Source organism: Aeromonas media (assembly GCF_000819985.1).
Lineage (GTDB): Bacteria > Pseudomonadota > Gammaproteobacteria > Enterobacterales > Aeromonadaceae > Aeromonas > Aeromonas media.
In genome coordinates, this window is the sequence record NZ_CDBZ01000108.1 from 772 (window position 1) to 15,133 (window position 14,362).

Consider the following 14,362-nt stretch of genomic DNA (forward strand, 5'->3'; position numbering starts at 1 on the left):
GCCATCCAGGTTGAAGGAGTAGCCCATGGGCAGCACGAAGCTGGCGATGCGCTTGTCACAGCCGAACTTCTCCAGTCTGTCCAGGGTCTTGGGATAGGCGGCCTCGGAGCTGGCGGTGGAGAAGGCGAGCAGTATGGGCTCGCGGATCATGGCCAGCAGGGTCAGGATGCGACGGCGGATGAAGAGGCTGCCCATGGCGATGAGCAGCAGCCAGAGGCAGGCCAGGGCCAGGTAGAACTGGGCCATGAAGGTCCCATAGGTGGCGAGGATGCCGAGCCCTTCCTTGGCGACCATGGCGGCGATGGCACCAAACACCGCGAACGGCGCGAAGTTCATCACGTAGCCGGTCACCTTCAGCATGATCTCGGCGGCGCTGGCCATCAGCATCACCACCGGTTTGGCAGCATCTCCCAGGGCGGCGGCGGCCAGCCCGAAGAACAGGGAGAACACCACGATCTGCAGGATCTCGTTGGTGGCCATAGCCTCGATCACGCTCTTCGGGATGGCGTGGGTCACGAAGTCCTTGAGGGAGATGGCGGTAGCGGCCACGCCGGAGCTGGCGCCGTCATCGGGCAGGGAGAGGGAGAGGCCGACCCCGGGCTGCATCAGGTGCACCATCACCAGCCCCAGGGTCAGGGACATCAGGGAGGCCAGCATAAACCAGCCCAGGGTCTTGGCGCCGATGCGGCCCACGGTGCGGGTGTCGCCCATCTTGGCGATGCCGACCACCAGGGTAGTGAACACCAGGGGGGCGATGATCATCTTGATGAGGCGCAGGAAGATGTCGGTCAGCAGGGTGATGTCGCTGGCAAAGGTGGCGGCCTGGGTCGGGGCAAACAGGCGATAGCCTTGCCCGGTAACAATGCCAAGCAACATCGCAATGAGGATGGCAACGGTCAATTTGTTCATTTTCATGGGGGGACAGTCTCGATATGTGCAGTGCCTGTGCAGGTGGGAAGGGTGCCACCTCAGTCCGTTTTTGTGATCCGGGCCATGGAATCCTGACAGCCGGTATGCTGGCAGCATGCCTAATCACGGAGGGGAAATCCAGCGACTTATATCAGAACTTTATGTTGCAATTAGTTGTATGTGATATGGATTTTGTGAATTAATTATATTAATCGCTGTTTATTTTCATATTAGCCAGATAAATGGCTTCCAGACTCTGGTCGTCCAATGGGGCTTTTCCCAGAGAGAAGATCAGCAGTGCCGAGGTGCGGTGCTCTACCTGCATCTCGTCCATGAAGGTGTCGGGTTCGTACTCATCAAAGCCGAACTGGGGGCGGGTCGGGGTGATCCTGACCGCATCCCGCGACAGGGTCAGCGTCTGCACCTGCACCCAGGCGTACCCCTGCGCCAGCGCTATCTCCCCCGCCCGCTTGAGCACATACTTGCGGGCCGTCTCCCTGTCCACCAGATCGTTGCCCACAAACTCCAACTGCCAGCGTGTCTCCCCGAGCCGGGACTGGGAGAAACCTGTCTGGCCGTTCCAGAAGGACTTTTCGCTGTCATAGGCGGTGGCGCAGCCGCCGAGCAGCAGCGAGCCGCACAGGGTGAGGGCGAACAAGAGGGGGGAGTTTGGTGACATGGTGCTGGCCCTTGGCTGAGAGGAAGTCACTACAGCACAACGCCGCCCACGAGACAATCGCCGGCCTGGGTACCGCCGGGGAGACAAAAAGAAAAGGCCTTGTCGTTTGACAAGGCATTTCTCGGGGAATTTGGTCGGTGTGAGAGGATTCGAACCTCCGACCCTCTACACCCCATGCAGATGCGCTACCTGGCTGCGCTACACACCGACGGAGTCAGCTCGGCTGACGGGGAGGAAGTTTATGGAGATGCCCCGACCCTGTCAACAGGGGAAATCCCGGTTCGAGATCGTTTGCCTGCTTTGCGAGCAACTTCGGATCAAAGTGCGACCAGTCGCGCATTTTGTCGGCACCTCAGCGCCGTCTTGCATGAAAAACGGCCGCCCTGGTGGGCGGCCGTTTGGCGTGAGTGACAGGCGTCGCTCTCAAGCAGGGATCAGCGGTTGAAGGTCAGTCGCTTGCCCAATACCTGATCGGTGACCTGACCGTTCTGCCAGGCGATCTGGCCGTTGACCAGGGTCATCTCTATGGTGCTCTGGAAGCGGTAGCCGTTGAACGGGGACCAGCCGCACAGGTAGAGCAGGTTGCTGTCGTTGACCACATAGGGCTTGCCGAGATCCAGCAGCACCAGATCCGCGAAGTAGCCCTCGCGGATATAGCCGCGATCCTGCACCTGGAAGCGCTCGGCCACCGCGTGGGAGGTCTTCTTGACGATGGTCTCGAGGCTGAACACGCCGTTGTGGTAGAGCTCCAGCAGCGCCTGCAGGGAGTGCTGCACCAGGGGTACGCCGGACGGCGCCTTGAAGTAGCTGTTCTGCTTCTCTTCCCAGGTGTGGGGGGCGTGGTCGGTGGCGATGATATCGAGCACGTCGTTGCGCACTGCATCCAGCAGGGCGTGCTGGTCGGCGGCGCTCTTCACCGCCGGGTTGCACTTGATCTGGCTGCCCAGGGTGTCGTAGTCCGCCTCGTTGAAGAACAGATGATGGACGCACACCTCGGCGGTGATGTTCTTGTCCTTGAGATCCTTCAGATCCGGGGTGGCAGTGAAGAGCGACAGCTCCTTGGCCGTGGTCAGGTGCAGCACGTGCAGCTTGGCGCCGTACTGCTTGGCCAGGGAGACCGCCATGCTGGAGGATTTGTAGCAGGCGTCGGCGCTGCGGATGCGGCCGTGCTCGCGCATGGGCACATCTTCGCCCCACTTGGCGCGGGCCTCGTCTTCCAGCACCTTGATGGAGGGGGTGTCCTCGCAGTGGGTGACGATCATCACCGGGCTCTCGCGGAAGATGGCCGCGAGTGTCTCCTGGTTGTCCACCAGCATGTTGCCGGTGGAGGCCCCCATGAAGATCTTGATGCCGCAGGACTGTTTGGGATCGAGTTTCTTGATCTCTTCCAGGTTGTCGTTGGTGGCACCCAGGTAGAAGCTGTAGTTGGCGGCGGCGGAGTTGGCGGCTATCTGGTATTTGGCTTCGAGGGCATCGATGGTGGTGGTCTGGGGATTGACGTTGGGCATTTCCATGAAACTGGTGGTGCCACCGGCGACGGCGGCCCGGGATTCACTGGCGATGGTCCCCTTGTGGGTCAGGCCAGGCTCCCGAAAGTGCACCTGATCATCGATCATCCCGGGGATGAGGTGACGGCCTGCGGCATCGATCACCACGGCATCGGGGGCGCTGATGTCCGGGGCGATGCGGGCGATCCGCTCACCTTCGATCAAGACGTCGGAGGCATAGATGCGGCCTTCGTTGACCAGGGTGGCATTCTTGATAAGCAATTTGTTCATGGGGGGTTCCAGTTCCTTTGCCGATAATCCGGGGTCATAATATCGCAAACTGCACTTTCTCTGTAGCAAGGCCTGAGTAATGAAGTTATTTGTTAGAGATTTGACTGTGATCGATTCGAGCTATTTGTGCGAGCGTCGCGGCATGGTGGGCGAGAGCTGGTTGGTGGACATCGAGATGAGCGGCGAGCTCAACGAGATGAGCATGCTGCTGGATTTCGGGCGGGTGAAGAAGCTCATCAAGTCGATCATCGATGAAGAGGTGGATCACAAGCTGCTGGTGCCGGCCGAATGCCCCCTGGTCCATGTCCACGCTCTGGACAACGACGAGAGCACAGTGGATCTGCTGCGCCCGGGTCGCTCCATCCACCTGCGCTGCCCGACCCAGGGCTTTGCCTTCATTCCCGCCTCCCAGGTGGACAAGGAGTCGGTGACCCGCTATCTGCTGGCGGTGCTGGCCAAGCGGTTGCCGGGCAACATCAAGGATCTCTCCCTGACCCTGCGCCAGGAGAAGATCGAGGGCGCCTTCTACCACTACAGCCATGGCCTGAAGAAGCACGACGGCAACTGTCAGCGCATCGCCCACGGCCACCGCTCTCCGGTCGAGATCGAGGTGGATGGGGTGCGCAACGAGGAGCTGGAGCTGAACTGGGCCGAGCGCTGGGCCGACATCTACCTCGGCACCCTGGAGGACAAGGTGGCCCTCTCCGAGCTGGCGTTGAGCGAGCTGGCCAAGGCCCATCTGGGGGAACACCACCTGGGCTTCAAGTACGTGGCGCCCCAGGGGCTGTTCCAGCTCGCCATGCCTGCCGCCGAAGTGGAGATGATCGACACCGACACCACCATAGAGTTGCTGGCCCACCATATCGCCCGCGAGGTGAAAAAGCAGGTGGGGGACAAGTTCGTCAAGATTGTCGCCTATGAAGGGGTTGGCAAGGGGGCCATCGCCTACGCCTGATCTCCCTGCAAGCCGCCATAAAAACGAGGCCCCGCATCTGCGGGGCCTCGTCGTTTCACAGCCATGGCTCTGGGTGTCAGGCGCTGAGCCGGAAGCGCTGCACCAGACCCTCCTGCTGCTCGGCTAGGCTGTCGAGTTGCTGACTGGTCTCGGCGACCCGCTCTATGCCCTGATAGTTGAGATCCGAGATATCGGAGATGCGGTTGAGATTGGTGGCGATGTCGGCGCTGGTGGCCTGCTGCTGCTCGGCGGCGGAGGCTATCTGGCTCGACATGTCGCTGATGAGCACCACTATGCCCTGCACCTCCTCCATGGCGTTGTTGGCCTGGGAGCTCTGATCCATGCAGCTGTCCATCTCGCGGGAGCACTCCTGCATCACGTTGACCGCTCGGGCGACCCCCTGCTGCAGGTTCTCGATCATGGTCTGGATTTCGCTGGTGGACTGGGCGGTACGACCGGCCAGGTTGCGCACCTCGTCGGCCACCACCGCAAAACCGCGGCCCTGCTCGCCGGCACGAGCCGCTTCGATGGCGGCGTTCAGCGCCAGCAGGTTGGTCTGCTCGGCGATGCCGCGGATGACGTCGAGGATGTTGCCAATCTGGCCGCTCATGGCACTCACGTCGCCGATCACCTTGCCGGTCTGCTGCAGCTTGCCCGCCAGCTGGTGGGTGGTGGTGATGTTGCCAGCCATCACCTTGCGCCCCATCTGTGAGGCCTTCTCCACGTCCTGTACCCGCTCCAGGGTCTGGTTGGCGGCTTGGGCCACTTCCCGCACCGAGGCTTCCATCTGGGTCATGGCGGCGGCGACCGAGGCGGTCTCCTGGCGCTGTTTCTCCAGATCCGCCCGCACCGCTTCGGTGGTGTGGCGGTTGTCGTGGGCGGCGCTGTTGAGCTGGGTCGAGGCCTGGGAGAGTTGTCTGAGCACGTCTCCCATCTGCTGGATCAGCAGGTTGATCTGGCTGCCGAGCTGGCCGAATTCGTTCTGGCTCTTGAAGCCGACCCGCTGGGTCATGTCACCCTGTGTCACCTCGGTCAGTACCCGCAGCAGTTCCTTGAGGGGGCGGCGGATGGCCTTGCCGAGGGTAAAGGCCACCAGGATGGCGACGAAGATGGCGATGGCGATGCTGATCCCCTGGGTCAGGGTGCTCTGGGTCTGCACCCGATCAGAGGCGCGGATGCTGGCGTTCATCAACTGCTGGCTCTGGGTTGTGATCCCCTCCAGCTTGTTCTGGATGCTGACGATGAGCTGGCTCGCTTGCTTGCTCTGCTCGCGCATGGTCTGCTGCTGCTTCATCAGCGCCAGGTATTGGGCGAGTACCCCTTCATTGGCCGTGGTGTCGCGCACGAAGCCATGGACGTAGTGGCCCATGTTGTTGTCAAAGTCCTTGAGCTCCCCCTGGAGATCCTTGATGGTGCTGTTGAAGCCCTCGATCTGCATCTTGTTGCGCTTGAGCGCCGCTTCGATGGGGGCGGGGATGCTCTGGTTGAGGGCATCCATGGTGGAGAGCTCGATGGCGGAGAGCTTGGTGGTCAGGGTCTCGGAGAGCATCTTGATGAAGCTGTCGTCGACGGTCACCATCATGTCCCCCAGGTTCTTCTTGAACTGGGGCAGGCTGACCTGGAACTGGCCCTTGGCCTGGTTGACCTTGTGCAGCCGGGTGAGCAGGGCCTCGTGCTCGGTGGGCAGGGTCTGGGTCAGTTGCAGGTAGTCAGCCACCAGCTTGCCGAGGGCTGTCATCTCCCCCTGCAATTCGGGGTGCGCCGCCACCTGCTGCCTGAGGGTCGTCAGCATCTTGTCGACCTGGCCCTTGGCTTGCTGCAGCTCGGCCACTTCCGCCGGCAGTTGCTTGGGATCCTGCTCGGTCAGCACGTCGGTGAGCCACTTGTTGGCGCTGAGCAGGCTTATCTGGGTCTGGCTGCTGGCGATCACCAGCGGCATGGACTCTTGTGTTACCTGATCCAGGGCATCGTTGAGTTCGCTCTGGCCACGAAAGGTCAGTACCGCACTGGCGACCATGACGGCGACCAGGATGGCAAAGCCCAGATAGACTCTCTGTAAGATCGAGAGGTCTGACATTGTTTGTTTCATTATTGTCCCGCTGTCTATGCAAAAGTCCCTTGCCTGAGTACCCCGTCCCTTTGGTACCCTGCATGCCCAGATGGGGATGCCACTGGGGTACTCGGGACGTCATCCTCACTATCGGTATTCTTCACAATAACTGAAGGGATTGGGACAACGGCTGTGTCAAATGTCGGCTTGTGTCACACTTGGCGGGCTGTGGCGACATTTTTGGGAGTCGCTTGAGTTTTGCATTGAATTTTCTTTTTCATATAAAGGAGTTACCCATGGCGCAAGAAACCATTTTCAGCAAAATCATCCGCAAGGAGATCCCCGCCGACATCCTTTATCAAGACGATCTGGTGACCGCGTTTCGGGACATCCAACCCAAGGCGAAGACCCACATTCTGATCGTGCCCAACGTGTTGATCCCCACGGTCAACGACGTGGAAGCGGATCACGAGCTGGCGCTCGGCCGGATGTTCACCGTGGCCCGCAAGCTGGCGGCCGAGGCCGGGATCGCCGAGGACGGCTACCGCCTCATTATGAACTGCAACCGCCACGGCGGGCAGGAGGTCTACCACATCCACCTGCACCTGGTGGGTGGCCAGCCGCTGGGACCCCTGCTCAGCCTGTGATGCGTCCCGCCTCATTGACCGGCCTGCTGTTGGCCGGCCTGCTGTTGGCCGGTCTGCTGCTGGGGGGCTGCGCCTCCCGCTGGCAAGACCTCTTCGTCTCCTATTCCGATCAGATGGTCCCCTTGCGCAACCAGCTGCTGCTGGGTCATGCCGCCGAGGCGCTGCCGAAGGTGCATGAGTCGGCTCCGGGTGACGACACCTATGTGCTGGATCAGCTGGAGAGAGGGCGCATCGCCTGGCTGGCGGGTCAGGACGGGGCCAGCAAGCAGGGCTTTGCCGCTGCCGACAGCCGCCTCGTCTGGGAAGACAATCAGGCCCAGTACCGCCTGAGCCGGGGTCTGGCCCAGGCGGGCAGCCTGCTCACCAACGATCAGACCATGGCCTACCGGGCGCCGGACTACGAGCGCACCATGCTGCACCACTATCTGGCGCTGAACTACCTGCAACGGGGGGATGCCGAAGGGGCCCTGGTGGAGGTGCGCCGCGCCAACCAGGTGCAGGAGCGGGCGCTTAAGGCGCGGGCCGGCGAAGTGCGCAAGGCCAAGGAAGAGAGCGAAGAGGCCGAGGCAGATGGGAATATGCGCCAGCTGATGTCGCGTGGGGCACCCGAACTCGATCGCCTGATAGGTCAGGTGAAGAACGGTTTCCAGAATGCCTATACCTTCTATTTCTCCGGCGTGCTCTACGAGGCGGCCGGGGATCTCAACGACGCCTGGGTCGACTATCAGCGCGGCTACCAGATAGCGCCGGACAACCAGAGCCTGCAGGATGCCTTGCTGCGCCTGGCGCGGCTTCGCGGCTCCGCGGACGAGCTCAGGGAGACAGAGAAAAAGGTGGGCCGCAAGGCGCCGCCGCTGGTCAAGGATCAGGGCCAGCTGGTGGTGCTGTTTGAAGATGGCCTGATCCCGGCGCGGCGGGAGATCTTCCTGCCGTTGCCGATCTCCACCTCCAGCGGCGATTTTCGTACCTTTACCGTGGCGGTACCCTATTACGACAACAGGGCCAGCGACACTGGCCCGCTGACGGTGTCGGCGGGCAAACAGGCCGGGCGGACCAGCTCGCTGGTGCGACTCGAGGCGCTGGCGGCCAAGGATCTGCAGGAGCGGCTGCCCGGCATGCTGACCCGGCAGGCGCTGCGGCTGGTGGCCAAGGAGCAGGTGCGACGCACCGCCGCCAAGGAGGGGGGCGATGTGGGCAACATCCTGGTGGGCATCTTCAATACCCTCTCGGAGCGGGCCGATACCCGCAGCTGGCTGACCCTGCCCGCCGAGGCATCGAGCTGGCAGGGAATGCTGCCGGCCGGGGAGGTGCAACTCCAGCTGGGGGCGGGCAGCGCCATGCGTACACTGCCGCTTACCGTGCACGGCGGGCGCACCACGCTAGTGTGGGTGCAGCGCCTTGGCAACCGCCTGACTACCCGGGTGATGCCCCTATGAGTGCCCGTTCGGGCGAGATCACACACTGACCGGTTCGGCCCCCTGGCCACCGGCAAGGAGCACAAGATGAAAGCACATGGCTTGGCCCTCGGGCTGGTACTGCTGCTGGCGGGCTGCGCCACCAATACCTCCGGCGTGGCGCTCTATGGCGCGGCCGGGGCGGCGGTGCAGGAGCAGCATCAAGATGTCAACGTCACCCTGACCGAGCTGAGCCGCCGCGAGCAAAATGGCCTGCTGCAGGTCAACGTGGCCGCCGCCAGCACCCAGCGCGGCGATAACCGGCTGCAATACCTGTTCTATTGGTATGATGACGCCGGGCAGGAGGTGGCCAGTGATGGCCGCGGCTGGACCCCGCTCAAGCTGCACGGCTACCAGACCCGCACCCTGTCCGCCCTGGCGCCGAGCCCGGCAGCCCGGGGCTACCGGATTTACGTACGCGAAGTGATTGAGGAATCGAACTGATGAGAATGAACCATGCCCTGCTGATATTGACCGGCGCCCTGCTGCTTGGCGGCTGTTCCAGCACCACCGTCAGCTATGGCGACGCGACCGAGACCGAGACGGTGACAGTGGATTACGGCTCCTCCGACTTGCAGGCCATCGCCGACAAGATGGCGGACTCCATGCTGGCCTCACCGGCGACCTCCGAGATCACCGCCGGCGGTCGTCCCGTGATGTTCATGGACTCCATCCGCAACAAGACCTCGGAGCACATCGACACCGAGGCCATCACAGACACCTTGCGCACCAAGCTGCTGAGCGCCGGCAAGTTCCGCTTCGTCGACATGAGCAAGGTGAGCGCGGTCAAGCAGCAACTCGAGCACCAGCAGGGCAGCGGCATGGTGGATCCCGCCACCATGGTGCGCCTTGGCAAGCAGACCGGCGCCCGCTACATGGTCTATGGCAACCTCGCCAGCATCGTCAAGGACAACGGCAAGGTGAAGGACGTCTACTACCAGATGACCATGAACCTGATGGATCTGGAGAATGGCGAACTGCTGTGGGCCGATCAGAAAGAGATCCGCAAGCAGGCGAAGACCTCCACCTTTGGCTGGTGAGGCGACCCGGCAGCAGGGGGACCTGGCGGAGCTGACCCTGCTGGCCAGCCTGCCGGCCCCCTGGAACCGGGGGCGCCTTGAGCCACTGGCGAGCGGCCTGACCAACGGCAACTACCGGCTGCACCTGCCCTCGGGGCAACGCGCCTTCCTGCGGCGCGGGCACCCGGATCCGGTGCGTCTCGGTATCGACAGGGCCACCGAGTGGCAGCTCTATCAGGGGGCCGTGGGGGAGGGGCTGGCCTTGCCCTGTCATCACAGTGAACCCACCACCGGCCTGATGCTGCTGGCGTGGTGCGACGAGCCGAACTGGGCCGCCGCGCCGCCGCCCCTGGCGGCGCAACCCCCCTTGCTGGCTGCAGTGCTGAGGCGCTTACACCGGCTGCCACTGCCCGCCGTGGTGATGGCGGTGCGAGCCCACAGCGCCGGCTATCGCGACCGCCTGGCCCGGGTGCCCGCCTGGTTGCCAGCGCTGGAGCGAGCACTGCTCGCGAGCCGGGAGCCGGACGACTGCTGGCTCCCTTGCCATCATGATCTCAATCCGGCTAACTTGTTGGGCCACAGACCCTGGGTCATCGACTGGGAGTATGGCGCCGCCGGCCACCCGGGCTTCGAGCTGGCCAGCATCCAGCGCACCCATGGCTGGAGTGATGAGCTGCGGTGCCAGTTGGAGAGCTGCTATCTTGAAGGCAGGGAGGGTGCTCATAAGCTGCTCAATACCAAAGGATTCCAGGCCGAAGCCTTCCTGCCCTGGGTCGATTACATCGGCCTGTTGTGGGCGCTGTTGATGGCGGAGCAGCAACCCGGGCCCGACTATCAGGCCCTCATCGACATGAACCGCCAGCGCCTGGAGTGACATCGGGCAGAGGCCATGGCGCGACGCTTATTTTCTACGAATTGGAGGCATGCATGGTGACCAGATTCTCATGGCGTCAACCCCGCAGCTGGAGCCTGCTGCTGCTCTGCCTGCTGCTGACCGGCTGCGCGACCCGGGTGATCTACTACTGGCTCGACTCGGCCATCGTCTGGCAACTGGACGACTACTTCTCGCTGGACCGCAGTCAGAAGACGCTGCTGGACAGGGAGGTCAAGGGGCTGATGGCCTGGCATCGCCAACACGAGCTGCCCATCTATGCCCGGGATCTCGATGCCCTGGCCAAGGCGGTGGCCAGCCCCATGACCCCGGCCCAGGTCACCCTGCATCTGGACCGCACCCAGGCCAGCCTGACCCGCACCCTGGAGAACGCCATTCCCCGCACCGTGCGCCTCGCCAGCACCCTGACCGATGCCCAGGTGGCGCGCTTCATGACCGATAGAGTGAAACGCCAGCAGGAGCGCCAGCATGACTTCGCCACCGAGTCCAAGACGCAGATGCTCAAGGAGTTTCGGGAGAAGATGAACGAGCGGCTGGTGTTCTGGATTGGCAAGGTGAAGCCGGCCCAGGAGCCGCTCATTGCCCAATGGGCCGAGTGGCAATACGAGATGATGCCCCCCTGGCTGGAGTTCCAAGAGGCTTGGACCAAGGAGCTGGCGCGGCTGATGAAGCAGCGCCAGGATCCGGACTTCGGCAAGGAGCTGACCCGCCTGCTGCAACAGGGGGATGGACTCATGGATGGCCGCTTCACCGGCTACACCGACCAGTCCCGCCAGCGCACCATCCAGTGGCTCAGCGACCTCAGCCAGTCGATGGATCTCTCCCAGCGCGCCCACCTCTACACCCTGCTCAAGGACTATGCCGAGGACTTCGAGGCCATGATCCGCAGCCGCTGATTGACAGGATCCGCGCCGCAAGGGCGGCAGGCGTCATGGCCTGCCGCCCTTGTCCTTGTAGGGGGGCTATGGTAGTTTGCCCTTTCTATTATTCGGGAATTAACTTTTTGAGCCTGCTGGACAAAGTGAAACTGGCGGCGATGACCCTGCTCATCGCGCTCACTCTGCTGCTCTCTACCGTCTCGGTGGAGGGGCTCAAGGCACCCGCTTCCCAGCACGCCGCCCAGCTGATGGGGGAGGCCGCGGACTCCACCGACGGCGCCCGGATCCAGCACGGCGCCAGCGACAGCGACGACGGTGTCGTCAAGTTCGTTGGCTCCCACCAGAATCACCTGCTGCGCCTCGAGCACTCCCTGAGCCGGGATCATCAGCCTGGCCGCGTGGTCTACGAGCTCGTCATGAGCTGGGCCCAGCAGGGGATCCTGCTGCTGTGCGGCCTGCTGCTCTACGCCGCCCTCTGCTACCCGAGGACGAGCTTTCGCGATCACTTCGCCAGCATTCACCGGCACCGCCTGCAGCGTCGTCACCTGCAATACCGCTTCTCCCAGAGCTTCCTCGCCTGACCCCGATGGGGTCAGTCTGCCTGCTGTTGCCTCATCTTCTCTCTGTTGCTGTTCATTTTTAGTGAACGGCTAGGCTGTCTTGTTTCATTTTTTTGCACGGTGCGACCCGGCGTCGTCCCTTGCGCTCGCCTGACAGAGGCCGATTTCATGAGAAAAAAGAGTCATACCATACTGAACCGCATGAGCCTGTGGCAGTACGCCCTGCTGCTGCTGATGCTGGTCACCTTCGCGTTTTATTCCCTGCCCACCTTCTTCGGTGAGCAGCCCTCCCTCGGCCTCCATGGCCAGTCTCGCCTGAGCGGGGCGCAGCAGCGCCTGCTGCAGGAGCACCAGATAGCGCCCCAGCTGCAGATCGAGCAGAAGGAGCGGGCCCTGCTGGTGTTCGCCACCCAGGCCGAACAGCAGCGGGCCAAGCAGTTGCTGGAGCAGCAGGGGGTGGACAGCGCCGCCCTCACCCTGGAGTTTCACTCCAATGCTCCGACCTGGATAAGCCAGCTCGGCGCCGATCCCATCAAGCTCGGGCTGGACTTGCGCGGCGGCTCCCAGTTGCTGATCGGGGTCGACGTGGATTTTGTCATCGACAACCAGACCAAGAACCTGGTGGATACCCTGCGCACCCGCTTCCGCGAGGCCAACCTGCGCGGCGCCAGCGTGATGCGCACCGCCCAGGGATCCGTGGCCGTCACCCTGCCGGACGTCGCCGGGCAGGAGGGCTGGCTCAATGTCATCAAGGAGAGCGCCGGCACCCGTCAGGATCAGTGGACCCTCTCCCGCTCCGGCAATGAGCTCAAGCTGGTACTGAGCGACGCAGAGCGCACCCTGCTGGTGAACAACGCCGTGACCCAGAACCTGTCGATCCTCAAGAAACGGATCAACGAGCTCGGCATCGTCGAGGCCTCGGTCCAGCGTCAGGGTCAGGACGGCATCCGCATCGAGCTGCCCGGGGTGCACAACCCCAAGCAGGCGAAAGAAGTGATAGGCGCCACCGCGTCCCTGGCCTTCTACGAGGCCAAGGCCGACAGCCGCTTCTTCATGGCGGATCGCAACGGCCAGGCGGTCGGTCTGGCCCGCAACCCGGTGCTGAGCGGCGAGCACATCGTCGATGCCCGCGCCAACATGGGGGAGATGGGCCAGCCCCAGGTCAACATAGTGCTCGACACCCTGGGTGGCAGCAAGATGAACCAGTTCAGCCGCCAGCACGTGGGCAAGCCCATGGCCACCGTCTTCACCGAGTACAAGACCAACGCCGAGGGCCGGCTTCGGGCCAAAAGTGAGGTGATCAACGTCGCCACCATACAGACCGCCCTTGGCAACCAGTTCCGCATCACCGGGATTGGCAGCCTGCCAGAGGCCCAGGAGCTCGCCATGCTGCTGCGGGCCGGCGCTCTCACCGCGCCGCTCAAGATCCTGGAGGAGCGTTCGATCGGCCCGACCCTGGGCCTGCAGAACATAGAGGCGGGCTTCACTGCCCTGGCGTTCGGCATGGCGGGCATGATGCTGTTCATGATGGCCTGGTATCGCAAGTTCGGCTGGGTCGCCATCACGGCGCTCATCGGCAACCTGCTGATGCAGGTGGGGATGCTGGCGGTGCTGCCGGGGGCCGTGCTGACCCTGCCCGGGATTGCCGGCCTGGTGCTGACGGTGGGCATGGCGGTGGATACCCATGTGCTGATCTTCGAGCGGATCAAGGACAGGCTGCGGGAGGGGGGAAGCCTGGCCAACGCCATCGATTTTGGCTATCGCTCGGCGTTTCGCACCATCTTCGATGCCAACATCACGACGCTCATCTGCGCCGTGGTGCTCTACGCCATCGGCTCCGGGCCGCTGCAGGGCTTCTCCATCACCCTGATCCTGGGGCTCATCTCCAGCATGGTGACCGGCATCTGGGGCACCCGCGCCATCATCAACCCCTTGTGGGGCAACAGCCGCGCCAAGCTGCTGAGGGTATGACCATGACCGATCCCCATTGCCTGCGTCATCGCACCGCGCGTCCGAGCCAGCTCCGCGCCACTCGCTTCCCTGTGGGAAGCCTGCACCAACTGTCGAGGGAAGAAGAATGCTGAGAATGATCATTGCCATGGGCCTGACTCGCTGGCGTTACATCGGGATGTGGGCCTCGGCGCTGCTGACGGTGGCGAGCATCGCCGTGCTCGCCATCAACGGGCTCTCCCTCGGGCTCGACTTCACCGGCGGCATACTGCTGGAGTTTCGCATCCAGACCCTGAAGGAGGCCCACGAGCTCAACGCCCTGCTGAGCGCTCCTCTGGCCGGGGCGGTGGAGCTGCACGGCGCCGGTGTGCCCGGTGAATGGCTCATCAAGCTGCCTCCCCACGAGTTGCCCTGGGCGGCGGAGGATCTCGCGACCATGCTGGGGCAGCAACTTGCCCTGCCGGTGGAGCTGCTGCGCACCACCATAGTCGGCCCCCAGGTGGGCGCCGAGCTGTTCCAGCAGGGGATGCTGGCGGTGCTGGTGGCCTCCTTGGCCATTTCCGCCTACCTGGCGGTGCGCTTCGAGTGGCG

The 14,362-nt window shown here is 63.3% G+C and carries 13 protein-coding genes, 1 tRNA gene and 1 pseudogene; 10 read left to right on the top strand and 5 right to left on the bottom strand.

Annotated features, from left to right (window positions below; all coding sequences use genetic code 11):
• The 4 genes from BN1127_RS09590 to BN1127_RS09605 form a co-directional block, all read right to left on the bottom strand.
• Positions 1-915 (bottom strand): dicarboxylate/amino acid:cation symporter (locus BN1127_RS09590; RefSeq protein ID WP_042649275.1); only part of this gene is annotated, 915 nt, incomplete at its 3' end.
• Positions 916-1,117: 202 nt separating this feature from the next.
• Positions 1,118-1,588 carry a CC0125/CC1285 family lipoprotein gene (locus BN1127_RS09595; RefSeq protein ID WP_042649276.1) on the bottom strand — a complete coding sequence of 157 codons (471 nt, stop codon included), beginning with the start codon at positions 1,586-1,588 and terminating at the stop codon, positions 1,118-1,120.
• Between the two features lie 131 nt (positions 1,589-1,719).
• Positions 1,720-1,796: transfer RNA gene (locus tag BN1127_RS09600), tRNA-Pro, on the bottom strand.
• A 226-nt stretch (positions 1,797-2,022) separates the two neighbouring features.
• The gene (locus BN1127_RS09605) at positions 2,023-3,366 is read right to left on the bottom strand and encodes a dihydroorotase (RefSeq protein WP_042649277.1); all 1,344 of its coding nucleotides are present in this window, start codon (positions 3,364-3,366) and stop codon (positions 2,023-2,025) included.
• A gap of 79 nt (positions 3,367-3,445) precedes the next feature.
• Between BN1127_RS09605 and BN1127_RS09610 the strand changes: the two genes are divergently transcribed.
• The gene (locus tag BN1127_RS09610) at positions 3,446-4,321 is read left to right on the top strand and encodes a 6-carboxytetrahydropterin synthase (protein WP_042649278.1); all 876 of its coding nucleotides are present in this window, start codon (positions 3,446-3,448) and stop codon (positions 4,319-4,321) included.
• A gap of 76 nt (positions 4,322-4,397) precedes the next feature.
• Here BN1127_RS09610 and BN1127_RS09615 read toward each other — a convergent pair whose 3' ends face one another.
• Positions 4,398-6,410: a methyl-accepting chemotaxis protein gene (locus tag BN1127_RS09615; RefSeq protein WP_042649279.1), complete on the bottom strand. Its 2,013-nt coding sequence runs from the start codon at positions 6,408-6,410 to the stop codon at positions 4,398-4,400.
• A 257-nt stretch (positions 6,411-6,667) separates the two neighbouring features.
• Between BN1127_RS09615 and hinT the strand changes: the two genes are divergently transcribed.
• The 9 genes and pseudogenes from hinT to BN1127_RS09660 form a co-directional block, all read left to right on the top strand.
• Positions 6,668-7,018 (top strand): purine nucleoside phosphoramidase, encoded by a 351-nt coding sequence (gene hinT, locus BN1127_RS09620; RefSeq protein WP_042649280.1) that lies wholly within the window; start codon positions 6,668-6,670, stop codon positions 7,016-7,018.
• A 14-nt stretch (positions 7,019-7,032) separates the two neighbouring features.
• Complete coding sequence (locus BN1127_RS09625; protein ID WP_171269479.1) at positions 7,033-8,454, top strand: COG3014 family protein; 1,422 nt, start codon at positions 7,033-7,035, stop codon at positions 8,452-8,454.
• Between the two features lie 66 nt (positions 8,455-8,520).
• Positions 8,521-8,916 carry a YcfL family putative periplasmic lipoprotein gene (locus tag BN1127_RS09630; protein ID WP_042649282.1) on the top strand — a complete coding sequence of 132 codons (396 nt, stop codon included), beginning with the start codon at positions 8,521-8,523 and terminating at the stop codon, positions 8,914-8,916.
• The gene (gene lpoB / locus BN1127_RS09635; RefSeq protein WP_042649283.1) at positions 8,916-9,512 is read left to right on the top strand and encodes a penicillin-binding protein activator LpoB; all 597 of its coding nucleotides are present in this window, start codon (positions 8,916-8,918) and stop codon (positions 9,510-9,512) included. Before BN1127_RS09630 ends, lpoB begins: the two co-directional genes overlap by 1 nt.
• Entirely contained in the window at positions 9,502-10,365 is an 864-nt protein-coding gene (locus tag BN1127_RS09640; protein ID WP_042649284.1) for a phosphotransferase, read from the top strand. The genes lpoB and BN1127_RS09640 overlap by 11 nt, the downstream gene beginning before the upstream one ends.
• A 53-nt stretch (positions 10,366-10,418) precedes the next feature.
• Complete coding sequence (locus BN1127_RS09645) at positions 10,419-11,279, top strand: DUF6279 family lipoprotein (RefSeq protein ID WP_041205443.1); 861 nt, start codon at positions 10,419-10,421, stop codon at positions 11,277-11,279.
• A 68-nt stretch (positions 11,280-11,347) separates the two neighbouring features.
• A complete protein-coding gene (locus BN1127_RS09650) occupies positions 11,348-11,842 on the top strand; it encodes a hypothetical protein (protein ID WP_042649285.1) in 495 nt (164 codons plus the stop codon).
• Positions 11,843-11,989: 147 nt separating this feature from the next.
• Positions 11,990-13,792 carry a protein translocase subunit SecD gene (secD, locus tag BN1127_RS09655; RefSeq protein ID WP_042649286.1) on the top strand — a complete coding sequence of 601 codons (1,803 nt, stop codon included), beginning with the start codon at positions 11,990-11,992 and terminating at the stop codon, positions 13,790-13,792.
• A gap of 106 nt (positions 13,793-13,898) precedes the next feature.
• A pseudogene (locus BN1127_RS09660) lies at positions 13,899-14,362 on the top strand (protein translocase subunit SecF); the annotation flags it as partial.